The sequence below is a fragment of the Micromonospora sp. NPDC005087 genome (genome assembly GCF_042872965.1).
Lineage (GTDB): Bacteria > Actinomycetota > Actinomycetes > Mycobacteriales > Micromonosporaceae > Micromonospora.
Map to the genome: position 1 here is coordinate 320984 of NZ_JBIALB010000006.1, position 23116 is coordinate 344099.

General features: G+C 73.6%; 23 protein-coding genes. 8 read left to right on the top strand and 15 right to left on the bottom strand.

Translation table 11 applies throughout. The annotated features are described in order from the left end of the window. Nucleotides 1-393: 393 nt before the first annotated feature. The 9 genes from ACFYPS_RS17415 to rimP all read right to left on the bottom strand — a co-directional run bounded on the left by ACFYPS_RS17415 (nucleotide 394) and on the right by rimP (nucleotide 8389). Nucleotides 394-603, bottom strand: a complete 210-nt coding sequence (locus ACFYPS_RS17415; RefSeq protein ID WP_199723267.1) for a DUF6186 family protein — start codon at nucleotides 601-603, stop codon at nucleotides 394-396. Further along, nucleotides 603-1010 carry a hypothetical protein gene (locus ACFYPS_RS17420; protein ID WP_387325442.1) on the bottom strand — a complete coding sequence of 136 codons (408 nt, stop codon included), beginning with the start codon at nucleotides 1008-1010 and terminating at the stop codon, nucleotides 603-605. The genes ACFYPS_RS17415 and ACFYPS_RS17420 overlap by 1 nt, the downstream gene beginning before the upstream one ends. Before the next feature lie 135 nt (nucleotides 1011-1145). Further along, entirely contained in the window at nucleotides 1146-2204 is a 1059-nt protein-coding gene (locus tag ACFYPS_RS17425) for a bifunctional oligoribonuclease/PAP phosphatase NrnA (RefSeq protein WP_387325445.1), read from the bottom strand. Next, nucleotides 2201-2686, bottom strand: a complete 486-nt coding sequence (gene rbfA, locus ACFYPS_RS17430) for a 30S ribosome-binding factor RbfA (protein WP_354963239.1) — start codon at nucleotides 2684-2686, stop codon at nucleotides 2201-2203. The genes ACFYPS_RS17425 and rbfA overlap by 4 nt, the downstream gene beginning before the upstream one ends. 126 nt (nucleotides 2687-2812) lie before the next feature. Next, a complete protein-coding gene (locus tag ACFYPS_RS17435; protein ID WP_354963240.1) occupies nucleotides 2813-3109 on the bottom strand; it encodes a DUF503 domain-containing protein in 297 nt (98 codons plus the stop codon). Between the two features lie 90 nt (nucleotides 3110-3199). Continuing rightward, nucleotides 3200-6220 (bottom strand): translation initiation factor IF-2, encoded by a 3021-nt coding sequence (infB, locus tag ACFYPS_RS17440; RefSeq protein ID WP_387325449.1) that lies wholly within the window; start codon nucleotides 6218-6220, stop codon nucleotides 3200-3202. Nucleotides 6221-6313: 93 nt separating this feature from the next. Continuing rightward, on the bottom strand, nucleotides 6314-6646 hold the full coding sequence (locus ACFYPS_RS17445) for a YlxR family protein (RefSeq protein WP_354963242.1): 333 nt from the start codon (nucleotides 6644-6646) through the stop codon (nucleotides 6314-6316). Nucleotides 6647-6662: 16 nt separating this feature from the next. Continuing rightward, nucleotides 6663-7706: a transcription termination factor NusA gene (gene nusA / locus ACFYPS_RS17450; RefSeq protein WP_089017218.1), complete on the bottom strand. Its 1044-nt coding sequence runs from the start codon at nucleotides 7704-7706 to the stop codon at nucleotides 6663-6665. Next, nucleotides 7703-8389 carry a ribosome maturation factor RimP gene (gene rimP, locus ACFYPS_RS17455; RefSeq protein ID WP_354963243.1) on the bottom strand — a complete coding sequence of 229 codons (687 nt, stop codon included), beginning with the start codon at nucleotides 8387-8389 and terminating at the stop codon, nucleotides 7703-7705. The genes nusA and rimP overlap by 4 nt, the downstream gene beginning before the upstream one ends. Before the next feature lie 154 nt (nucleotides 8390-8543). Here rimP and ACFYPS_RS17460 point away from each other — a divergent pair, with 154 nt between their 5' ends. The 7 genes from ACFYPS_RS17460 (at nucleotide 8544) to ACFYPS_RS17490 (ending at nucleotide 15108) form a co-directional block, all read left to right on the top strand. After that, a complete protein-coding gene (locus ACFYPS_RS17460) occupies nucleotides 8544-9071 on the top strand; it encodes a hypothetical protein (RefSeq protein ID WP_354963244.1) in 528 nt (175 codons plus the stop codon). Then, nucleotides 9068-9505 carry a ferritin-like domain-containing protein gene (locus ACFYPS_RS17465; RefSeq protein WP_354963245.1) on the top strand — a complete coding sequence of 146 codons (438 nt, stop codon included), beginning with the start codon at nucleotides 9068-9070 and terminating at the stop codon, nucleotides 9503-9505. The genes ACFYPS_RS17460 and ACFYPS_RS17465 overlap by 4 nt, the downstream gene beginning before the upstream one ends. Nucleotides 9506-9557: 52 nt before the next feature. Next, nucleotides 9558-10160 carry a PadR family transcriptional regulator gene (locus tag ACFYPS_RS17470; RefSeq protein ID WP_354963246.1) on the top strand — a complete coding sequence of 201 codons (603 nt, stop codon included), beginning with the start codon at nucleotides 9558-9560 and terminating at the stop codon, nucleotides 10158-10160. Next, the gene (locus ACFYPS_RS17475) at nucleotides 10157-10891 is read left to right on the top strand and encodes an ABC transporter ATP-binding protein (RefSeq protein ID WP_387325455.1); all 735 of its coding nucleotides are present in this window, start codon (nucleotides 10157-10159) and stop codon (nucleotides 10889-10891) included. The genes ACFYPS_RS17470 and ACFYPS_RS17475 overlap by 4 nt, the downstream gene beginning before the upstream one ends. Continuing rightward, complete coding sequence (locus ACFYPS_RS17480; RefSeq protein WP_387325458.1) at nucleotides 10888-13689, top strand: FtsX-like permease family protein; 2802 nt, start codon at nucleotides 10888-10890, stop codon at nucleotides 13687-13689. The genes ACFYPS_RS17475 and ACFYPS_RS17480 overlap by 4 nt, the downstream gene beginning before the upstream one ends. A 64-nt stretch (nucleotides 13690-13753) precedes the next feature. After that, nucleotides 13754-14254, top strand: a complete 501-nt coding sequence (locus tag ACFYPS_RS17485) for a nitroreductase/quinone reductase family protein (RefSeq protein WP_354963248.1) — start codon at nucleotides 13754-13756, stop codon at nucleotides 14252-14254. Between the two features lie 116 nt (nucleotides 14255-14370). Then, complete coding sequence (locus ACFYPS_RS17490) at nucleotides 14371-15108, top strand: nucleotidyltransferase domain-containing protein (RefSeq protein WP_354963249.1); 738 nt, start codon at nucleotides 14371-14373, stop codon at nucleotides 15106-15108. Between the two features lie 6 nt (nucleotides 15109-15114). Here the strand turns inward: ACFYPS_RS17490 and ACFYPS_RS17495 are convergent, their stop codons facing one another. Further along, a complete protein-coding gene (locus ACFYPS_RS17495) occupies nucleotides 15115-15828 on the bottom strand; it encodes a VIT1/CCC1 transporter family protein (protein WP_354963250.1) in 714 nt (237 codons plus the stop codon). Beyond that, on the bottom strand, nucleotides 15825-16682 hold the full coding sequence (map, locus tag ACFYPS_RS17500; protein ID WP_354963251.1) for a type I methionyl aminopeptidase: 858 nt from the start codon (nucleotides 16680-16682) through the stop codon (nucleotides 15825-15827). The genes ACFYPS_RS17495 and map overlap by 4 nt, the downstream gene beginning before the upstream one ends. 95 nt (nucleotides 16683-16777) lie before the next feature. Here map and ACFYPS_RS17505 point away from each other — a divergent pair, with 95 nt between their 5' ends. Then, the gene (locus tag ACFYPS_RS17505; RefSeq protein ID WP_354963252.1) at nucleotides 16778-17092 is read left to right on the top strand and encodes an STAS domain-containing protein; all 315 of its coding nucleotides are present in this window, start codon (nucleotides 16778-16780) and stop codon (nucleotides 17090-17092) included. A gap of 60 nt (nucleotides 17093-17152) precedes the next feature. Here ACFYPS_RS17505 and ACFYPS_RS17510 read toward each other — a convergent pair whose 3' ends face one another. From ACFYPS_RS17510 to ACFYPS_RS17525, 4 genes are all read right to left on the bottom strand, one after another. Continuing rightward, a complete protein-coding gene (locus ACFYPS_RS17510) occupies nucleotides 17153-20812 on the bottom strand; it encodes a SpoIIE family protein phosphatase (RefSeq protein WP_387325464.1) in 3660 nt (1219 codons plus the stop codon). A gap of 192 nt (nucleotides 20813-21004) precedes the next feature. Beyond that, the gene (locus tag ACFYPS_RS17515) at nucleotides 21005-21556 is read right to left on the bottom strand and encodes a pyridoxamine 5'-phosphate oxidase family protein (protein WP_354963254.1); all 552 of its coding nucleotides are present in this window, start codon (nucleotides 21554-21556) and stop codon (nucleotides 21005-21007) included. Between the two features lie 47 nt (nucleotides 21557-21603). After that, a complete protein-coding gene (locus ACFYPS_RS17520) occupies nucleotides 21604-22350 on the bottom strand; it encodes a gamma-glutamyl-gamma-aminobutyrate hydrolase family protein (RefSeq protein WP_354963255.1) in 747 nt (248 codons plus the stop codon). Continuing rightward, nucleotides 22347-23114 carry a 3-oxoacyl-ACP reductase gene (locus ACFYPS_RS17525; RefSeq protein ID WP_354963256.1) on the bottom strand — a complete coding sequence of 256 codons (768 nt, stop codon included), beginning with the start codon at nucleotides 23112-23114 and terminating at the stop codon, nucleotides 22347-22349. The genes ACFYPS_RS17520 and ACFYPS_RS17525 overlap by 4 nt, the downstream gene beginning before the upstream one ends. Between the last annotated feature and the right edge of the window lie 2 nt (nucleotides 23115-23116).

The following is a 23116-nucleotide window of genomic DNA, read 5'->3' on the forward strand; positions in this document are numbered from 1 at the left end:
AATCGTCGGCGGCGTCACCGCCGGACGGGTCGGGTCACTGACGGGTGTCCATCGACGTCTGCAGCGCGCGGCGGGCCTGCTCGCGGGCGTCGTCGGTGGTCTCCGGCTTGGGCTTGTTCGGCATGGTGGCGCTCCTTCCAGGGTGCGAGCCACCGGCACGCGGCGGCCCTCACGGGCGGTCGTGCTGAGCGCCCCACGGCGGTCCGGGGTTACCGGAGCAGCCGGCTGGGCGGCGTAAGCCCGGGTCGGTCCGACCCTGGAGGGAGGCGGCACGAGGTGTGGCACCACCGCCCACGACCTGCACCGCGGCGCGGCGCCGGCCGTCTCCCAAGCTATCGTTCAGGTCCACATGCTGCCCACGGTTCCCGCTATCTGGACAGGCCGGTACCCGGTTCAGCGGGCCAGGAAGTGCCAGCCCAGCCACCACCAGAAGCCGAACAGACCGATCCGGCCCACCGGCACCGGGCCGACCTCGTAGCGCATCACGTACGCGCAGACCTCGCCCAGCGTGGGGATCCGGGAGCCCTCCCGCCGGGCCAACCACTCGACCACGCCGAAGAGGGCCAGCGCGGTGAGGAAGCCGCCGATCGCGAGCGCCCGCATCATCGCCGCACCAACCCCCAGAACGCGCCCAGCCAGGCGAACCAGGCCGCCGACCGGGTCAGCTGGTCCTCCAGCAGGGGATCGGCCAGCCGGGAGAAGGTGGGGAAGTCGTCGCCCACCGCCAGCACGAAGGTGACGCCTTCGAAGACGCCGAAGATCACGACCGGCAGCGCCCACCAGGCCGCTCCCACACCCAGCCGACGCGGCGCCGGACGACGGGGCACCCGGTTGCTCAGACCGAGCCAGATCAGCACCCCGCCGGTGCCGAGGGTGTACAGGTTGGCCTCGGTGGAGAATGACGCGAACCGGCCACCGACGAGCGACAGGCAGACGAGGACCGGTACGGAGACGGCAGGCCGGTCCCAGGCGCGGGGGGCCTCCATGGTGAGGTCGTGCGGCTGCTCCATCCCGCAATTCTTCCCGGTCTCACCGAACGCGGGAAGACCAACACTCCCCGGAGTTGACCCTGATCTCCCCCTCGGCAGAGCGTGTGGCTGGTCCGCGCACCGGGTGTGCGACACCCGGCGGCGCGAGTGCCTCGATCAGTCGCCGGGGCGGATCAGTGCCGCGTCCAACTGGCCGCGGATCGCCTCGACCACCTGCTCGACGGTGCCCCGACCGGTGAACCCGGCCGCGAACTTGTGGCCACCACCGCCCAGCGCGACCGCCACCCGGCTGACGTCGACCGCGCCCTTGCTGCGCATCGACACGGCCCAGTCGCCGGGCGTGGTCTGCTTCAGCACGCAGCTCACGTCCGCCTCGGCGGTGCACCGCACCGAGTCGATCAACGCCTCCAGCACGTACGGGCGCTGGTCGTGCCGGGCCAGGTCGTCCAGGGTCGCGAAGGTCCACACCAGGCCCCGACCGTCGGCCTCGGCCGGCTCCAGCCGGGCCCGGCCCAGCACCTCGCCGAAGAGCCGGACCGCGCCGAAGGGGCGGGTGTCGAAGACGCGCCGGGAGATGTCACCGGGTGAGATGCCGGTGGCCAGCAGCCGGGCGGCCAGCTGGTGCACGGCCGGGGTGGTCGCCTCGAACCGGAACGAGCCCGTGTCCGTGGTCAGTGCCACGTAGAGGCACTCCGCGATGGCCCGGTCCAACGCCACACCGAGCCGGGCCAGCAGCTGCTCGGCCACCACCGAGGTCGCCGCGGCCGCCGGGTCGACCAGGTTGACCGTGCCGAAGCCGGTGTTCGAGGCGTGGTGGTCGAGCACCAGCGCCGCCCCCGCGGACGACAACCGCCCGACCAGCTCACCGAGGCGCGACTCGCTCGCCGCGTCGAAGCAGATCACCAGGTCCGGGTCGGGATCCGCTGCGCCGGCCGGGACCAGCAGGTCCAGCCCGGGCATCCCCCGGAACGGCTCAGGCACCTCCGGCGGCCCGGGAAAGGTCGCCTGCAGGTGGCGTACGCCGAGCTGACGCAGGCCCAGGCCGAAGCCGAGCATGCTGCCCAGCGCGTCGCCGTCCGGGTTGACGTGACAGATCAGCAGCACCCGGCCGGTCGGCGGAAGGGCGCGCACCAGCGCCTCGGCCGCCACCCAGTCCGCCTGGGTGGGGCCGGCACCGACCGCCGTCGCTAGCTGGGGGCCGGCGGTGCCGGTCACCGCGCTTCCCCACCCCGGGGGTTCTCCGGGACCTCGGCGCCCTCGCCGTCGGTCTCGTCCGTCTCCTCGTCGACCCGGTACGGCTGTGCCTCGCCCGCGTACTTCGCCTGGGCGGCGAGCCGCTGCACCTCGGCGTCCGCATTGCGGGCCGCGGCGAGCAGGTCGTCGATGTGCTTGACCTGATCCTGCACGTCGTCGAGGACGAAGGTGAGGGTCGGCGAGTGCCGCAGCCCGAGCGCCTTGCCGACGGTGCTGCGCAGCAGCCCCTTGGCGCTCTCCAGCGCCGCCGCGGTGTCCGCCTGGGCCACCGCGTCGCCGAGCACGGTGTAGAAGACCGTCGCGTCGCGCAGGTCGGCAGTGATCCGGGCGTCGGTGATCGTGATCATGCCGAGCCGCGGGTCCTTGATCTGGCTCCGCACCACCGACGCGACCAGCTCACGCACCCGTTCCGCGTGCCGGCGTACCTTGGCCGGATCAGACATCTCGCCACCTCCACGGCGTCCTGCTCCCGGCCGACACGGCGACCCGCGGGCCGCCGGCCGACCGGCCAACATCTCGAACACTACCTTCGCGACCGGCCGGGTCGCCCGGCACCGTCGGCACCCTGCTCAGTCGTCCTCCGCGCCGTACAACCGGCGCCGAACCGACAGCAGCTCCACCTCGGGGCGACCGACCACCAGGCGCTCGCAGGAGTCCAGCACCTCGCGGACGTGGGCCGCCTCGGCGGCCACCACGGCCACCGCTATCTGCGCTCGACCGTGCAGGTCGAGCGCTCCCACCTCGGCGGCCGACACCTCGAAGCGGCGCAGCGCCGCCACGATCGGCCGTACATATGATCTCTTGGCTTTGAGCGACCTGGAGTCGCCCGGCAGCAGCAGGTCGAAGACCGCGGTTCCGGTGAACATCGCCCCGGACGATACCGCCAACCCGCCCCACATGATCAAGGGGTTTACGCCGAGCGGCGTAAACCCCTTGATCAGCTTGTCACCGCCGGATCAGGCGCGAACCTTCTCCCGCATCTCGAAGGTCTCGATGATGTCGCCGACCTGGACGTTGTTGTAACCACCCAGGGTCAGACCACACTCGAAGCCCTCGCGGACCTCCGTGGCGTCGTCCTTGAACCGCTTCAGGGAGCTGATCGTGAGGTTGTCCGCCACGACCGCCCCGTCCCGCAGCAGGCGCGCCTTCGCGTTGCGCCGGATGACACCGGACCGGACGATACAACCGGAGATGTTGCCGATCTTGGACGAGCGGAAGACGTCGCGGATCTCCGCGCTGCCCAGCTCGACCTCCTCGTACTCCGGCTTGAGCAGGCCCTTGAGCGCCGCCTCGATCTCCTCGATGGCCTGGTAGATGACGGTGTAGTACCGGATCTCCACGCCCTCGCGGTCGGCCATCTCGCGGACCTTGTTCGAGGCCCGCACGTTGAAGCCGATGATCGTGACCGGCTCGGACGAGGCGCTCGCGAGCATGACGTTGCTCTCGGTGATCGCGCCGACGCCCCGGTCGAGGACCTTGAGCTGGACCTCCTCGGGAATGTCGAGGTTGAACAGCGCGTCCTCCAGGGCCTCCACCGAACCGGAGCCATCGCCCTTGAGGATGAGGTTGAGCGACGTCTTCTCGCCCTCCTTGAGCTGCTCCATGAGCGTCTCGAGGGTGGCCCGGCCACGGGAGTTGGCGAATGCCGCCGCCCGCCGCCGCGCCTGGCGCTGCTCGGCGATCTGCCGCACCGTACGGTCGTCCGCCGCGGCGAGGAACGTGTCACCCGCGCCGGGCGGCGCGGTCAGACCCAGGACCATGACCGGACGCGCCGGCCCGGCCTCGGAGACCTGGTTGCCGTTCTCGTCGAGCATGGCCCGGACCCGGCCGTGCGCCCCACCGGCGACGATCGAGTCGCCCGCCCGCAGGGTGCCCTTCTGCACCAGCACCGTCGCCACCGCACCGCGGCCCTTGTCCAGGTGCGCCTCGATGGCCACACCCTGCGCCGGCCCGTCGATCGGAGCGGTCAGCTCCAGCGACGCGTCGGCGGTCAGCAGGACAGCCTCGAGCAGCTCCTCGATGCCGATGCCCGGCTTCGCGGCCACGTTGACGAACATGGTCTCGCCGCCGTACTCCTCAGCGACCAGGCCGTACTCGGTCAGCTGCTGGCGAACCTTGTCCGGGTTGGCCTCCGGCTTGTCGACCTTGTTGACCGCGACCACGATCGGCACGTCAGCCGCCTTGGCGTGGTTCAACGCCTCGATCGTCTGCGGCATCACGCCGTCGTCGGCCGCGACCACCAGGATCACGATGTCCGTCACCTGGGCACCACGAGCACGCATGGCGGTGAACGCCTCGTGACCCGGGGTGTCGATGAAGGTCACCGCGCGGTCCATGCCGTCGTGCGGCACGTGGACCTGGTAGGCACCGATGTGCTGGGTGATGCCACCGGCCTCGCCGGCCACGACGTTCGCCTTGCGGATCGCGTCGAGCAGCTTGGTCTTACCGTGGTCGACGTGACCCATGACGGTCACCACCGGCGCACGGCTGACCAGACGCTCCTCGGCCACCTCCGCGTCGAGGTCGATGTTGAACTGCGCGAGCAGCTCGCGGTCCTCGTCCTCCGGGCTGACGATCTGGATGTCGAATCCGAGGTGCTCACCCAGCAACTGCAGGGTGTCGTCAGAGCAGGACTGGGTCGCGGTGACCATCTCGCCCAGGTTGAACATCTCCTGGACCAGCGAACCCGGGTTGGCGTTGATCCTGTCGGCGAAGTCCGACAGCGACGCGCCACGGGAGAGCCGGACGACCTGACCCTGACCCCGGGGAGCACCCGAGCTCATGGTCGGGGCCGACAGGTTGTCGAACTCCTGTCTGCGCTGCTTCTTGGACTTGCGACCGCGCGTCGGCCGGCCACCCGGACGCCCGAAGGCACCCGCGGCGCCACCGCCACGGCCACGACCGCCCGCACCCGGACGACCGCCACCACCGGCCGGAGCACCCGGACGGAAACCGCCACCGGGAGCACCGCCGCCGCCGGGACCGCCACGGTAGCCACCGCCACCGCCGGCACCCGCGCCGCCACCGGGGCCGCCGCGGTAACCGCCACCGCCACCGGCGCCACCGCCGGGACCGCCACGGAAGCCACCGCCACCGCCACCGCCACCGGGACGACCAGCGCCGCCACCGGGACGACCAGCGCCACCGGGGCCGGGACGACCGGCGGCCGGACGCTGACTCGGCATGGACGCCGGGCTGGGCCGCGGCGGCATGGAGTTCGGGCTCGGACGCGGCGGCATGCCCGCCGGGGTGTTGGGCCGGGGGCCACCCGCGCCCGCCGCCGGCGGCCGCTGCTGCTGGCCACCCTGAATGCCGAACGGGTTGTTACCGGGGCCGCGCGCCGGCGGACGACCGCCGGGCCGGGCACCGGGACCCGGTGCCGGCGTGCTCGGACGAGCTGCCGGCGAACCGGGACGGGGCGGCATCGCGGCGGGACCCGGCCGAGGGCCGGGGCGGTTGCCGCCGTCTGCCGGAGGCTCCCGGCGAACGGGGTTGTCCCGCTGCTGCTGACGGGCGGCCTGCGCGGCCTTGACCGCGGCCTCCTGCTCAGCCTTCAGCGCGGCGGCACGCGCCTCCGCGGCCGCCACCTCGATGTCGTGGGCACTCGCCGGCTTGGCGACCGGGGCCGGGGCCGCGGGCTGCGGCGCACCAGGCACCGGACCCTTCGGCTTCGGACCCGGGGCCGGCGCGGCCGGCCGCCGAGGCGGCATCGGCTTGGCCGAGACCCGGGGCGCGCCCGGGGTCGGGGACGGCGTCGGGGTCGAAGCCGGCGCCGGCGCGGGCGCCGACGGGGCGGCCGGCGCCGGAGCACCGGCGGACGCCACTAATGCGTTACGCAGCCGCCGGGCGACGGGCGCCTCGACGGTGCTGGACGCGGACTTCACGAACTCGCCCATTTCCTTCAGCTTGGCGAGAACGGTCTTACTCTCGACCCCGAGCTCTTTTGCAAGCTCGTGTACGCGGGCCTTGCCTGCCACTGCACTCCTCACTCCGAGGTCGTGCGGGCAGCACCCGCAGCGACCTCACTCGTGCACTTGAAGCCTGGTCATTTCAGGGACTTCATCGTGTGCTCATGTCGGTCGTCCTACCCTGCTAGCGACCCTCGCCCGGTCGGGCTGACCGGACGTAGTGGTTGGCGCATCGACGTGCTCCGCCAGCACACCGTGGTCAAGGACCTCGGTGATGCGCAACGCACGCCCGAAGGCGCGGCGCCGCACCGCCAGCGCGAAGCAGGCCGGATCCGGGTGCATGTTCGCTCCCCGACCCGGCAGCCTGCGGAGCGGATCAGGCCGGAGGCTGTAACCAGCCTCGTCTCCGATCGCGACGATCCGCAGCAATTCGCTGGCCGGCGCACGTTGCCGGCAACCCACACAGGTGCGCTCCGGCTGCGCGCGTCGTACCACTGGAGGAAGTCTACCCCTAGCTGCCCGAGATCGCGCCGCCCGGTTCCGGCACGTGATCAGCTGCCCCACGCGCGGCCGGGCTGGTCTGCTCCGCGTCGGACCGAATGTCGATCCGCCAACCGGTCAATCGGGCCGCGAGGCGGGCATTCTGCCCCTCCCGCCCGATGGCGAGAGAGAGCTGGAAGTCCGGAACGGTCACCCGGGCGGCCCGGGCGGCAAGGTCCACCACCTCGACCCGCAACGCCTTGGCCGGCGACAACGCGTTGCCGACGAAGGTCGCCGGGTCGTCCGACCAGTCGATAATGTCGATCTTCTCACCGTGCAGCTCGCTCATCACCGCGCGCACCCGCTGGCCCATCGGGCCGATGCAGGCGCCCTTGGCGTTCACCCCGGGGGTGGTGGAGCGTACGGCGATCTTCGTACGGTGACCTGCCTCACGGGCGATCGCGCCGATCTCCACCGTGCCGTCGGCGATCTCCGGCACTTCCAGCGCGAACAGCTTCTTGACCAGCGCCGGGTGCGACCGGGACAGGGTGATCTGCGGTCCGCGCATGCCCTTGGCCACGTGCACCACCACGCAGCGGATCCGCTCGCCGTGCGCGTACCGCTCGCCGGGCACCTGCTCGGACTGCGGCAGCACACCCTCCAGCTTGCCCAGGTCGACGCTGACGATGCCCTTCTCGGTCCGCGTCTCGTGCGCCTGCACCACGCCGGTGACCAGGTCGCCCTCGCGGCCGACGTACTCGCCGAAGTGCACCTCGTCGGTGGCCTCCCGCAGCCGCTGGAGGATCACCTGCTTGGCGGTCATGGCGGCGATCCGGCCGAAGTCGTGCGGGGTGTCGTCCCACTCCCGCACCAGGGTGCCGTCCTCGTCCATCTCCTGCGCGTACACCAGGGCGGCGCCGGACTTGCGGTCGATCTCCACCCGGGCGTGCGGCTCGGCACCGTCGGTGTGCCGGTAGGCGGTCAGCAACGCGGTCTCGATCGCCGCGAGAATCGTGTCGAACGGGATCTCCCGCTCGCGCTCGAGTGCGCGCAGCGCCGCGAGGTCGATGTTCACCTCTCCTCGTCCTCCACATCATCTTCGTCGTCGATGTCGTCTGAATCGTCGATCTCGTCGGTCTCGTCCGCGTCGTCGAACTCGTCCGGCTCGCCCAACTCGGCGAGCCTGGTGAACTCGACCTGCACCCGGCCCGGGCCCAGCTGGGCGTACGGGAGGAGGGCGCGGCCGTCGTCGGTCTCCAGCTGCACGCCCTCGTCGTCGGCGGCGACGACCCGGCCGGTCAGCTGGCGGTCCCCGGCGGGCTGCTCGCCGCGCTGGCCGGGCAGCCCGGCCGCGCCCCGGGCGGTGACCTTGACCAGCCGGCCCACGTTGCGCCGCCAGTGGCGGGGCAGGGTGAGCGGCCGGTCCACGCCCGGCGAGCTGACCTCCAGCTGGTACTCCCCGGCGACAATGTCGCCGCCGGTCTCCTCGGCGGCGTCCAGCGCGGCCGAGACGGCGCGTGAGACGTCCGCGACGGCGTCCAGGTCGATCCCGCCGTCGGCGTCCACGATCACTCGGACCACGTGTCGCCGGCCGGCCCGGGAGACCGAAAGGTCCTCCAGGTCGTAGCCGACGCCGTTGACCACCGGCTCGATCACAGTCCGCAACCGGGTACGCCGCGCGGCGAGATCACCGCCGCGGGGACCCGCGCCGTCGCGGGGTCGACCTGTCGACCTGGTGGCACGGCCACGCTGCGTCATCTCCGCACCCTTTCCCTGGTCGACGGTCCGGGTTGTCCCGCCATGCCGGCACGCCACCGGAGCGGACGCGCCGGTGGCTGCGCAGAGCGTAACGCGCCAGCCCGTCGGTGGACCGGGCGGCGCACCGACGCCGGTGGCCCCCGGAGCGGCGCGGATGGTGTTGACTTGGCCGGTGGGGATCGGCAGAACGACACAGCGCGACCAGGCATCCGGGCATTCCCGGCGAAAGCTCCTGCGTACCGGGGTGCTGCTGGCGCTCAGCGGCGCCGCGGCGCCGCTGACCGGCTGTGATCTTTTCGACCGTGACGACGAGCCGGCGCCGCCACCGGACCCGCTGCGGCCGATGGTGGACGAGTCACTCGGGCTGGCCGCGGCGCACCGGGCGAGCGCCGCGGCGCACCCGGAGCTGGCCGGCCGGCTGGACCCCATCGCCGAGGCGCACACCGCGCACGCCACCGAGCTGGCCCGGGTGATCGGGGTCGCGTTGCCGTCGGCGCCCGCCGCGGACCCGACCACCGCCCCGGCGACCGACCCGGCCGGCGCGCTGGCCGCCCTGCGGACGCTGGAGAAGACCGGCCAGCGATCCGCCACCCTCGCCTGCGCCGCCGCCCCGGCGGAACGCGCGGCGCTGCTCGGGTCGATCGCCGCCGCCCGGGCAACCCATCAGGAGGCACTGAAGTGAGGCAGCCGTCCGTCGGCGAGGCGCTCGCCGCCGCCCTCTCCGCCGAGTACGCGGCCATCTACGCCTACGGGCGGATCGGCGTCCGGCTCAGCGGGGCGGCCCGGGACGCCGCGCACCAGGCCGAGGCCGCGCACCGACGCCGGCGCGACGCGCTGGTGGTGCAGCTCAGCACCGCCGGCAGCACCGTGCCGCCGGACCTGGCTGGCTACGCGCTTCCGTTCCCGGTCACCGACCGGGCGAGCGCGTTGCGCCTGGCCGTGGAGGTCGAGGAGCGCACCGCGGCGCACTGGCGGGCCGCGCTGGCCTCCACCACCGGCGCCGACCGGGACCAGGCGCTGGCCGCCCTGGTCGAGTACGCCGTGCGCGCCACGAGGTGGCGAAAGACCGCCGGGGTGACCCCGTCGACTGTCGCGTTTCCCGGCCGCCCGACCTGAACGGGTTCGCCGCGGTTGCGGTGCGCATACCAGGTATGCATACTCCGTTGCCATGTCCATCCGTCACGGGTTGCTCGCCCTGCTCGAACGCGGCCAGATGTACGGCTACCAACTGCGGGCCGCGTTCGAGGAGTCGACCGGCTCGACCTGGCCGCTGAACATCGGGCAGGTCTACACCACGCTGTCCCGGTTGGAACGGGACGGTCTGGTGCGCCCGCTGCCGGAGAGCGAGGCCGGGCAACGGCCGTACGAGATCACCGATGCCGGCCGGGCGGACCTGGCGCTGTGGTTCGCCACCCCGGTCAGCCGTACCGACCGTCCGCGTGACGAGCTGGCGATCAAGCTGGCGCTGGCGCTGACCACCCCCGGCGTGGACGTCCGCTCGGTGGTGCAGGCCCAGCGCAGCGCGACGATGCGGGCGTTGCAGGAGTTGACCCGGTTGAAGTACGGCAGCGACCGGCCGGAGGACCTGCCCTGGCGGCTGGTGCTGGACTCGATGGTGTTCCAGGCCGAGGCGGAGGTGCGCTGGCTGGACCACTGCGAGACGAGTCTGGTGCGGCATCAACCCGGGGCCCCCGGGCCACCCGTGCCCAGGCCGGGCGACGCCGACGCGTCCGACGCGGCGCGGTGGGCCGACGAGGAGGCGCGACGGTGAGCGGGGCGGACGACGCGGTGCTGGAGTTACGCGCCGTCCACCGCACCCACGGGGTCGGCCCCGCGGCGGTGCACGCCCTGCGCGGCGTCAGCCTGGTCGTCCGGCCGGGCGAGCTGGTCGCCGTGATGGGTCCGTCCGGCTCCGGCAAGTCGACGCTGCTCTCCCTCGCCGGTGGGCTGGACCGCCCGACCGGCGGCGAGGTACGGGTCGAGGGCCAGCCGTTGGGCGCCTTGGACCGCAGGGGGCTGGCCCAGCTGCGCCGCCGCCGGATCGGCTACATCTTCCAGCAGCTCAACCTGCTGGGCAGCCTCAGCGCGGTGGAGAACGTAGCGCTGCCGCTGGAGCTCGACGGCACCGGCGGGCGCAAGGCCCGCGCGGCGGCCCTGGCCGCGCTGGCCGAGGTGGGCCTCCCGGCGTTGGGTGACCGGTTCCCCGACCAGCTCTCCGGCGGCCAGCAGCAGCGGGTGGCCATCGCCCGGGCACTGGTCGGCGAGCGGCGACTGGTGCTCGCCGACGAGCCGACCGGGGCGTTGGACTCGCAGACCGGCGAGGCCGTGCTGCACCTGCTGCGCCGCCGGGTCGACGCGGGCGCCGCCGGCATCCTGGTCACCCACGAGGCGCGGCACGCCGGCTGGGCCGACCGGGTGGTGTTCCTGCGCGACGGGGTGCTGGTCGACACGACGGCGCCGCTGGGCAGCGTCGAGCAACTGCTGTCCGGCAGCGACCGGTGACCATCCGCCGGGCGCTGCGGGCCCCCGCCCGCGCCGACGTCCCGGCGGCCCCGCCGGTCGCGCCACCCGCGCCACCGGGCCGACGGCGGACGGCCGAGCTGATCGGCTCCTGGCGGGCGGCGCTGCGGATCGCCCGGCGGGAGTCGCGCCGGGCCCGCCGGCGAACCGCCCTGGTGCTCGCGATGATCGCCCTGCCGGTGCTGGTGCTGACCTTCCTGGCGGTCAGCTACGACATGGCCGAGCTGACTCCCCAGGAGCGGTTCGACCGCCGGCTCGGCGTCGCCGACGCGGAGCTGCGCTGGCTCGCCGACACCTCGATCGAGCAGGACGCGTGGGGCGACAACTGGTCCGCCCACGAGAGTGAGCACACGTCGGGTCGCCGCGTCGCCACCACCTCCGAGGTGGCCGCGCTGCTCGGCCCGGGCAGCCGGGTCACCGAGATGCGCGGCCCCCTGTCGCTCACCGTGCGCGGCCCGGTGCGCGACGAGGACGTGGAAGGTCGGGTGCTGGACCTCACCGACCCGTTGGCCCGAGGTCTGGTGCGGTTCCAGGCGGGGCGTACGCCGCGGCAGCCCGGCGAGGTCGCGGTGAGTCCGGCCGCGTTCCGCCGTCTGGACCTGCGCCTCGGCGCCGCGATGGCCACGGCCGACGGAACCAGGGTGTACACCGTGGTCGGGGTGGTCGAGTTTCCCGACGACCTCGGCCCGGTGGTGGCGCTGCATCCCGCCGCCGTGCCGCGTACCGAGCCGGGACCGCCCAGCACCTGGCTGGTGGACGTGCCCGGCGCCGCTGATGCCGCGATGGTTTCCCGGCTCAACGAGCGCGGTTTCCTGGTCGTCCCCCATCACCCGACCGGCCCGACGACGCAGCCGTCCCGAGGCTGGCCCGGGTTCATCGGTCCGGCCGACGCGGCCGACCTGAGCACCGGCGTACTGATCGCCGGCCTCGGGCTGCTGGAGGTCGTGCTGCTGGTCGGGCCGGCCTTCGCGGTCGGCGTCCGCCGCCGACGACGTGACCTCGCACTGGTCGCGGTGGCCGGAGGGGACGCGGCCCAGCTTCGCCGGGTCGTGCTCGCCGACGGCGTGGTGCTGGGCGTGCTGGGCGCTGCCGCCGGCCTGCTGCTCGGCGTCGGCGCCGCGTTCGCCGGCCGCCCGCTGGTCGAGCAGTACGTCTTCGGTGCCCGCTTCGGCGGGTACCGGTGCTGGCCGTCGGCGCTGGTCGTGCTCGGTGGGGTCGCGGTGCTGGCCGGGGTGCTCGCCGCGCTCGCACCGGCCTGGACCGCCGCCCGGCAGGACGTCATCGCCGGGCTCGCCGGGCGACGCACCCCGCCCGCGACCCGGGCACGGTGGCTGGTCCTCGGTCTCACGCTGGTGGTCGGCGGGGCGGCGCTCGCGGCGTTCGGGGCCACCCAGACCTCGCCGGCGGTGATCCTGACCGGCCTGATCCTCGGCGAACTGGGCCTGGTCTGCTGCACGCCCACCCTGATCGGCGCGCTCGCCCGCCTCGGCCGGGTGCTGCCGCTGGCGCCCCGGATCGCGCTGCGCGACGCCAGCCGCAACCGGGCGGCCGCCGCGCCGGCCATCTGCGCCGTGATGGCGGCGGTGGCCAGCAGCGTCGCGCTCGGCGGGTACCTGGCCAGCGACGGGGCCCGCGAGGCGCGCGCCTACCAGCCGATGCTGCCGACCGGTCACGTGCTGGTCAGCCCGGCCGAGCCGACCCGCGAATCCGGGCCCACGCTGGCCCAGGTCACCACGGCCGCCCGGGCGCAGTTGGACGCCGCGGCGGTGGCTCCGGTGCAGATGGCGGCCTGCCAACCGGCGGCGACCCCCGGCGGCTACTGCTACGTCGAGCCGGAGCTACCACCGGAGCGGGCCTGCCCCTGGCGACCCGGGGACGCCCTCTCAGAGGCGGAGCGCCGGCAGGCCCGGGCGGACCCGCGCTGCGTGGCCCCGCCCGGGGACCACTACGGCAGCTACGTGCAGCCACTGGTGGACGACGGCAGCGCGCTGCCGCTCCTCACCGGCGCGGATCCGGCGGAGACCGCCGCCGCCACCGCGGTGCTGCGCGCCGGGGGTGCCGTGGTGACCGACCCACGCTATCTGCACGATGGCCGGGTGACCGTGCGGGTCAACCGGGTGGAAATGGAGGCCGACAGGCCGGCCGTCACCACCGGCGAACTGCCCGCGTACGCGCTGAGCGCGGCGGTCGGCCAGCCCAGCCTGCTGCTGTCCCCACCCGCGGCCCGACGCCTCGGCCTGATCGGGTCCCCGAGCGGCTGGGTGATCGGCACGCCGAAACCGCCGGACGTGCACCGGCAGAAGCGCTTCACCGCCGCCCTGCAATCCTTCGGGACGTTCTCGTTGAGCGTGGAGCAGGGGGCCGCGCCACGCGACAACTCACCGCTGCTCCTGTTGCTCGCGGCGGCGGCCGGGCTGATCACGGTGGGCGCGGCGGGGATAGCGACCGCGCTCGCCGCCGCCGAGGGCCGCGCCGAGCTGTCCACCCTCGCGGCGGTCGGCGCAGCCCCGGCGGTACGCCGGCTGCTCGCGATCTGCCAGGCCGGGATCATCGCCGGCCTCGGCTCGGTGCTCGGCATCGTGGCCGGGCTGGGCACCGCCGCGATCGTGCTGCTCTCGGTCAACCGGCAGTACGCCACCGCCTGGCCGGTACGCGAGCCGTACCCGTTCCTGGTGCCGTGGCCGGCGCTCGGCGTCCTGGTGCTGGTGCCGGTGGTGGCGATGCTCGGCGCGGGCCTGTTCACCCGCGCCCGGCTGCCGATCGAGCGGCGACTGGACTGACCGGGGCGCTCCGGCGGGCATTCGGGGGGTGCCGCCGGGGCCTGGCAGCCGGCAGACTGTCGGCGTGTCAGTGCTGGGAACCCTCACCCGCCGAGTCGGGCACCACCGCTGGTTCGGCGCCGCCGCCCGCCTGCTGGTGCCCGCCGACCGGATCGTCGGCCGGCTCACCCGGGGCCGGGTGGTCGCGCTCGGCCTGATCCCGTCCCTGGTGATCACCACCACCGGCCGCCGCTCCGGCAGGCCGCGCAGCAATCCGCTGCTCTATGTGCCCGACGGCGACGCGTACGTGGTGATCGGCTCCAACTGGGGTCAGACCCACCAGCCCGGCTGGGCGATGAACCTGCTCGCCGAGCCGGCCGCCGAGGTGGACGTGAAGGGCCGTCGGGTGCCGGTCCGGGCCGAGCCGGCCACCGGCGCGGAACGGGACCGGCTGTGGCAGCTCCTGGTGACCGAGTGGCCGGCGTATCGCACGTACGTGCAGCGGGCCGGCGGGCGGGAGATCCGCATCTTCCGGCTGGTGCCGGCCGGGCGCGGCGCGCCGGCCGGGCCGCCACCGGCTGGCTAGGCTGACACTCAGTCGCCAGGCGGGGTTGGTCCGCAGTCGGGAACGAGAGGTGGCCCGGTGAGCGCGAGGAGTGAGCCGCTGTTGCGAGCCCCGCAGTCGCGAACAAAGGCGGCCCGGTGAGCGCGAGCAGCGAAAAGACCGTAACCGACCGGGGCCGCGACGATCGGCGGTGGACGGTGGCGGAGCAGGTCGCCGAGGCGGCCCGGCGGCGTTTCCCGGCCGACGTGCTCGCGGTCGCGGTGCACGGGCCGCTGGCGCACGGCGACGACGACGGCGGCGGGGACCGCGAGGTGGGGATGCTGGTGGTCACCTACCGACCCGGCACCGGCCCACCACCGGCGACCCGGCGGGTGGACGGGGTGCTGGTCGACCTGACCGTGGCCGCCGCCGACGACTACCTCGGGCAGGCCCGGGTGCTCTCCCCCCTGTGGCCGCTGACCGCCGACCGGTACGTCACCACCCGGGCTCTGCACGACCCGACCGGTTGGCTGCCGACGCTGCGCGACGAGCACCTCGGTCGGCTGGCCCGGGCCCGGCCGGCGGAGTTCAGCACGGCGGCCCGGCAGGCCTGGTACCGGGGCAGCGCGGCGCATGCCCGGGCTGCCCGGCTGGCCGAGTGGTACGAGACGGACCAGGCGCTGCTGATGCTCGGCGAGGCACGGCTGGCCGCGGCCACGGTGACGGGGCTGCTGAGCCGCACCTACTTCCGGGACCCGGGGGACGCGGTGCGCCGCACCGGGCTGGCCGGCGCGGACATGACCGAGGTGGGGGTGGTGCTGGCCCGGCAGGCCGAGGAACTCACCGCCCGTGGCCGCCCGGTCGACGGCACGGTCGACGAGCTGCTCAGCGGCTGACCGGCGTCACAGCCCGCCCTGTACGCCGATCAGCGAGCCGATCAGGTAGGTGGCGCCGGCGGCCGCGGCACCCAGCAGGAGTTGGCGCAGGCCGCCGGTCCACCAGGGCCGGTTGGTGAACCGGGCCACCACCGCTCCGGCGGCGAACAGCCCGAGCCCGCCGACGGCGAGTGCCAGCCAGAGCTCGGTGGCGCCGAACAGGTACGTCAGCAGCGGCACGAGCGCACCCAGCGAGAAGAACAGGAACGAGGAGATGGCAGCCGCCCACGGGCTGGGCTGGTCGTCGGGATCGACACCCAGCTCCTCGCGGACGTGCACCCGCAGCGCCTCCTCGGGATCGCGCCGCACCGCTTCGGCGACCTGGGTGGCCAGGTCCCGCGGCAGGCCGCGGGCCACCCACGCGTCGGCCAGCTCGCGGGCCTCCGCCTCGGGGTGCCGCTCCAGCTCCCGCCGCTCCTTGGCCACCTCGGCGGCGACCTGCTCGTTGGCCGAGCGCACGCTGGTGTACTCGCCGAGCCCCATCGAGATCGCGCCGGCCACCAGGCCGGCGGAGCCGGTCAGCACGATGCTGCGCGGCGAGACCCCGCCGCCGCCGACTCCGGCGATCAGGGCGATGTTGGTGACCAGCCCGTCCATCGCGCCGAAGACGGCTGGGCGCAGCCAGCCGCCGGAGACGTCCGCGTGGTGCGCTTCGCGCAACGCCGCTGGGGTGTCGGTCACGGCAGGGTCAGGATCTCGTGGCCGTTGTCGGTCACCACGATGGTGTGCTCGAACTGCGCCGTCCACTTCCGGTCCTTGGTGACCACGGTCCACCCGTCGTCCCACATGTCGTACTGGTAGGTGCCCAGCGTGATCATCGGCTCGATGGTGAACGTCATCCCCGGCTCCATGATGTCGGTGGGCCGTGGGCTGTCGTAGTGCGGCACGTAGAGCCCGCTGTGGAAGGATTCGCCGATGCCGTGGCCGGTGAAGTCACGGACCACGCCGTAGCCGAACCGCTTGGCGTACGACTCGATGACCCGGCCCACCACGTTGATCTGCCGGCCCGGGGCGACCGCGCGGATGCCGCGCATCATCGCCTCGTGGGTCCGCTCGACCAGCAGCCGGGCCTCCTCGCTGACCTCGCCGACGCAGAAGGTGGCGTCGGTGTCGCCGTGCACCCCGTTGATGTACGCGGTCACGTCGACGTTGATGATGTCGCCGTCCTTGAGGACGGTGGAGTCCGGGATGCCGTGGCAGATGACCTCGTTGAGGCTGGTGCAGCAGGACTTGGGGAAGCCCCTGTAGCCGAGCGTCGACGGGTACGCGTCATGGTCGCAGAGGAACTCGTGCACCACGCGGTCGATCTCGTCGGTGGTCACGCCCGGCTTGCAGTGCTCACCGGCGAGCTGGGTCGCCTGGGCGGCCAGCCGGCTGGCGATCCGCATCTTCTCGATGGTCTCCGGCGTCTGCACGTGCGAGCCACGCCACTCCTGGGGGCGCTTCTTGCCCACGTACTCCGGTCGGGGAATGTGGGCGGGCACCGGTCGCATCGGGGAGAGCGTGCCTGGGGTCAGCGGCGGACGGACGGTCATGCCGCAAGCCTATCGCCGGAGCCGCCGGTGACTCGTGCCACGGCCGCTCCGGACCGGTTGTTGCCCAGTCAGGTCGGCTGTGCCATGGTGTCTGCGTGGATCAAGGGGGAGCACCACCCGTCTTCTCTGCCAGCGCGGAGATCGACGGTGGCCACCTCCACGTGGTGGTGGCCGGCGAGGTCGACATGGCGACCGCCGACACGATGCTCCAGACGGCGCTCCGCGAGCCCGCCGAGCGGATCACCCTCGACCTGAACGCGGTCACCTTCTTCGACTCGGCCGCCATCCACGCCCTGGTCCGGCTCGCCCAGCAGTTTCCCGGCACGCTCACCGTGCTGCCGTCCCGGCAGGTCCGTCGGGTGCTGGACATCTCCGGCCTGGGCGAGCAGAGCTGGCTGAGCCCGGCCTGAGCGGCTCACGCTCCGCACCCCTGGGCAGCGCATGCGGTACGCGGCGACCGGAGCGCGTGGTCAGGCCTGCAACTGCCGGCGCAGCGTCACCTCGGTGCCCTCGGCGGTACGCCGCACCGACAGGTCACCCAACGCCTTGATCAGAGTCAGCCCGCGCCCCCGGAACCCGGAGCCGGTCGACTCCCGCCACTGCCCGCTGTCGCGCACGGTGGCGGTCACCGTGCCGTCCTCGATGGCCACCTCCACGGTGATCATCGGCTCGGCGGGGTGCACCGGGTGCTCGATGGCGTTCGCGGCGGCCTCGGAGACCGCCACCGTCAGGTCGAACAGGTCCGTCTCGCCGACCCCGTGCGCGACCAGGAAATCCTCCAGGCGCTTGCGCAGCACGCTCAGCCGGGTCGGGTCCGCCGGCAGTCGCAGCACGAAGCGGTTCAGCTCGGCCGCCTCCAGGGCCAGCACCGCCACGTCGTCGCGGCGCGGCCGCCCGGCGACCCGCTCGACCACCGCGTCGATCAGGTCGTCCACGTGCTCGCCGGGGATGGCCGCGTCGACGCGCAGTTGGGCCAGCGCCTCGTCGATGCCGATCTGACGGTCCTCGATCAACCCGTCGGTGTAGAGCAGCAGCCGGCTGCCGACGGGCAGCTCCCCCTCGACCGTCCGGTACGTCGTGTCGGGGATGGCGCCGACCGGTGGGCCGAGCGCACGGTCGTGCAGGAACGCCGCGTCGCCTCCCCGGATCAGCAGTGGCGACGGGTGGCCGGCGCTGGCGTACCGCAGCCGGCCGGCCCGCGAGCTGAACAGCAGGCAGACCACGGTCGCGAAGGAGCGGCCCTCGGTGGAGCCGACCAGCCGGTTGAGCCGGGTCAGCGACTCACCCGGGTCGAAGCCCTCCAGGACGTACGCCCGCAGCGCGTTGCGCAGTTGCCCCATCGCCGCGGCGGCCTGGACGCCCTTGCCGACGACGTCGCCGATGACCAGCACCAGCTCGTCGCTCTCCAGCGGAATCACGTCGTACCAGTCGCCGCCGACCTCGACGTCGGCGGTGCCGGGCAGGTAGCGGCTGGCCACCACCGCGCCGGGCAGCTGTGGCAACGACCGGGGCAGCAGGCTGTGCTGCAACGTGGTGGCGATGCGGTGATCGGCCTCGTACAGCTGGGCGTTCTCCAGCCGCACCCCGACCAACCGGGCCAGCTGGGTGAGAGCGGCCTCGTCGGCCCGGGCGTCGTCACCGGGCGGCCGCCAGACCCGCAACTCGCCGAGCTGCTCGCCGGTGGTGCCGGTCAGCTCGCTCACGAAGGACGGGTCGGTGGCGGTGACACCCCCGGCGTCCGCCTCGGAACGGGCTCCGCTCGCGGTGACCACCACCCGGGCGGCCTCGGCGAGGGTGAGCGCGTGCCGGGCGGCGACCTGGAGCACCTCGGCGGTGGACCGGGCGGTGTTCACCGCCACGGCGGCGTCGGCCAGCGCCCGGAGCCGGCGGATGATCTGCCCGCGCAGCTGGCCCAGTTCGACGTTCGCCCGGACGCGGGCGATCAGCTCCTGCCCGGAGAACGGCTTGGTGAGGTAGTCGTCGGCGCCGGCGGAGAGGCCGGCCACCGCCTCCGCGGAGCCCGCCCGGGCGGAGAGCAGCACGATCGGCACGTGCCGGGTACGCGGGTCCGCGCGCAGCGCGCCGACCAGGCCGAACCCGTCCAGCCGGGGCATCATCACGTCGGCGAGCACGAGGTCGAACCCACCGTCGCGGGTCAGCGGCAGGGCCGCCAGGCCATCGCTCGCGGTGACCACCTCCCAGGTCGGGGAGAGCAACCGGGTGACGTGCTCGCGCAGGTCCACGTTGTCGTCGACGACCAGGATCCGGCCGGCCGGGGCGATCTCCGCGGGCTGGCCGCCGAAATCGGGCGTCGGCTCGGTGCCGGTCCACAGCGCGGTCTCCGCCACGTAGAGCCGGGCCTGCTCGGGCTCGCCCGTCGGAAGGGGGGCGAACGCCACCACCCGGTCGCCGGGCAGGTGCGCCGACCCGAACGGGACCGTCACCGTGAACGTGCTGCCCTCGTCGACCCGGCTGGTCAGCCCGACCTCGCCACCGTGCATCTCGACCAGCTCCCGGACCAGCGCCAGGCCGATCCCGGTGCCCTCGTGGGTGCGGGCGCGCACCCCTGGCACCCGGTGGAACCGTTCGAAGACGTGCGGCAGCTCGGCCGGCGCGATCCCCACGCCGGTGTCGCTGACCTCCAGCCGGGCGGCGCCGTCCACGGCCCGGACCCGGACCCGGATCTCGCCGCCGAAGGTGAACTTGACCGCGTTCGACACCAGGTTGAGGACGATCTTTTCCCACATGTCCCGGTCGACGATGACCGGCGCGGGCAGCGGCGGGCAGTCCACCACCAGCTCCAACCCGGCCCGGTCGGTGGCCGAGCGGAAGGTGCTGGCCAGCCGGGCCGTGTAGCCGGCCAGGTCGGTGGGCTGGTAGCGGGCGGCCAGCCGACCAGATTCCAGCCGGGAGAAGTCCAGCACGGTGTTGACCAGCTTGAGCAGGCGCAGCGCGTTGCGGTGCATCATGGTGAGCCGGTCGGTGTAGTCGGAAGGCAGCGCCCGGTCGGCCAGCAGGTCCTCCAGCGGGCCGAGCACCAGGGTCAGTGGGGTCCGGAACTCATGGCTGACGTTGGCGAAGAAGTTGGTCTTCGCCCGGTCCAGCGCGGCCAGCTCCGCGGCGCGGGCCTGCTCCTGCTCGTACGCCCGCTGCCTGCCCACCGCCCGGGAGATCTGGGCGGCGACCAGGTCGAGGAAATTTCGGTACTCATCGTTGAGCGGCAGCCGGCGGGCCACGCCGACGACGAGCGCGCCGACCCTCTCGTGGGTCGCCGTGACGGGCAGCACGAGCGCCTCATCGGCCGCGTCGGCCGGCGGCGCGTCGAGCAGCCCGGCCACGTCGATCGTGGCGGGCACGCCGTCGGCGGTCACCCGGGCGAGCACCCCGGGGTCGACGTCGACGGCGGCCTGGCCGGTGCCGTCGGAGCCGGCCAGGACGAACCGGCCGGTGTCGTCGGCCAGGTTGATCAGCGCGAACGGTACGTCGGCCCGGTGCCGACCCAGCACCTCGGCGGCGGTCCGGCCGAGCTCGGCGGCGCTGCCCACCTCGGCCAACTCGGCGCCCAACTCGGCCAGCGCCCGAAGCCGGCGCTCGCCGAGAACACGGCCGGTGGTCTCGTTGACGATGCAGTAGACGCCGCTGACCGAGCCGTCGGCCCCTCGGATCGGGTCGTACGAGACGTCGAAGTAGGTCTGTTCGAGAAAGCCGTGCCGGTCCAGCAGGAAGGGATGGTCCTCGCCGCGGTACGAGCGCCCGGTGCGCCGTACGCCCTCCAGCAGGGGGCCGAGCACCTCCCAGGTCTCCGCCCAGTGCTGCGCTGCCGGTTGACCGAGCACGCCGGGGTGCTTGCCGCCGATGGTCGGGCGGTAGGCGTCGTTGTAGAAGGCGAGCTGGTTGTCGCCCCAGAACATGACGATCTGCGCGCTGGAGGCGAGCATCATGCCGACCGCGTTGGAGAGCGCCGACGGCCAGCAGGCCGGGGCGCCCACCGGTGTCGAGGACCAGTCGAAGCGACGCAGCCGTTCGCCCAACTCGCCACCGGCCGCGAACGCGGCCGCCAGCATCGGGGGGAGCTCCGCGCCGACCGCCGAGGAACCCTCCGCGTCCGCGCCCCCCTGGGCCGAGCTCATACAGCCTCCCGCTCCGGCTGTGCCCCCAGCCGTTGATCTCCGCCTGCCGTGTCCCGACCTGTACCCCGGCGGACCAGCAACGTAACGCGTGACGCCCCTCGGACGCTGGTTACGTGCGCCGGGCCCGTCGGCCATCCGACACCGGGGCGGACGCGGCGTCCGGGCAACCCCTGGTGGAGCGCCCTCGACGGCTCAGAAGACGGGCAGCCCGTCGATGCTCGCCGCGTTCCTGGTGGCCCGGTAGACCACCAGGTCGTCGGCGGTACGGCGCGAGTGCGCGGTGAGCAACAGGTCGCGTTCGGCGCGGTAGTCCATGAGCGGCACCGCGTACCCGCAGGAGTCGCTGACCCGGTCCACCTCGACGGTGATCACGGCCCGCACGGCGTGCACGTCCGGTGGCTCGGGGAACTCGGCGAGCCGGTCGGCGAACGCCTCCTCGGTCACCGCGACGCTGCTGCCCCGACCGTGCAACCGGACGATCTTCGGTGGCCCGTCGAAGGCGCAGAACATCAGCGTGATCCGGCCGTTGTCCCGCAGGTGGGCGATGGTCTCCGCGCCGCTGCCGTGATAGTCCAGGTAGGACACCCGGTGTGGGCCGAGGATCACGAAGGTGCCCCGCATGCCCTTCGGCGAGACGTTGACGTGCCCGTCGGCGCCCGACGGCGCGGTGGCCACGAAGAAGACCGGCTGGGCCGCGATGAAGTCGCGCAGCCGACCGTCGATCTCCGGATAGACCTTGCCCATGCGCTGATCCTCCCACCGGCCACCACGGCCGGCGGGTGCGACGTGCGTCACGTACCCCGGGGTCGCACCGACCGCCCGGCGTCGTCGGGCGCGGTGCCGGGCGGTCGCTGGCGGGCGGCCCGGACCAGCGCGGTGATCGGACGGGGATCCGGCTCGTTCTCCGGATGCCACTGCACCCCGAGCACGAACGGCCGGCCCGGATCCTCGACCGCCTCGATCACACCGTCCGCCGCCCAGCCGCTGACCGCGAGCCGCCCAGGGTCGGCAACCGCCTGGTGGTGGTACGAGTTGACCCGGTCCACCCCGGCCAACACCGTCGCGGCCAGGCTGCCCGGCGCGAACCGCACCGGATGCTCACCGTAGACGCCGGGCGCCGGGCGGTGCGCCTGGTGACCGACCACGTCCGGCAGGTGCTGGTGCAGGGTGCCGCCGTACGCGACGGCGAGCAGCTGCATCCCCCGGCAGACGCCCAGCACCGGCAGCTCCGCGGCGAGCGCCGCGGACAGCAGGGTCAGCTCGCCGTCGTCCCGGTCCGGCCGGTCCTCGGTCCTGGGGTCGGGCAGCTGGCCGTACCGCCCCGGGCCGACATCGGCACCACCGGCCAGCAGCAATCCGTCCAGGACCGCCAGCACGTCGCCGTCCCCGTCGTCCGGCGGCAGCACCACCGCCCGGCCGCCGGCGACGGTCACCGCCCGCACGTACGCCTCGGGCACCAGCACGGCGCGCACGCCCCGCCATATGGCCCAGTCGGCGGGCTCGACGTACGCGCTGATCCCGATCAGTGGCCTGGTCATAGTGGAGTGACATACGCGCCGGTGATGCCCCCGTCCACCACGAACTGCGCGGCGGTCATGAACGAGGCGTCGTCGCTGGCCAGGAACGCCACGGCGGCGGCGATCTCCTCCGGTTGCCCGAACCGGCCCATCGGCACGTGCACCAGCCGGCGGGCGGCCCGCTCCGGGTCGGCGGCGAAGAGTTCCAGCAGCAGCGGGGTGGCCACCGGGCCGGGGCACAGCGCGTTGACGCGGATGCCCTCGCGGGCGAACTGCACACCCAGCTCCCGGGTCATCGCCAGCACCCCGCCCTTGCTCGCGGTGTACGCGATCTGCGACGTCGCCGCGCCCATCAGCGCCACGAACGAGGCCGTGTTGATGATCGAGCCCCTGCCCTGGCGGCGCATGTGCCCGATGGCGTACTTGCAGCAGAGGTAGACGCTCGTGGTGTTGACCCGCAGCACCCGTTCCCAGGCGTCCAGGCCGGTGGTCAGGATGGAGTCGTCGTCCGGCGGCGAGATGCCGGCGTTGTTGAACGCGATGTCGACCCGCCCGTGCCGGTCGACCACCCCGTCGAAGAGGTCACGCACCGCTGACTCGTCGGCGACGTCGGTGGCCACGAACTCGCCGCCACACTCCTCGGCGGCCCGCTTCCCGGCCGCCGCGTCGATGTCCACGCAGACCACCCGGGCCCCCTCCGCGGCGAACCGACGGACGGTGGCCAACCCGATCCCACTGCCCGCACCGGTGATCACGGCCACCCGGTCCTGCAACCGACCCTGCACTG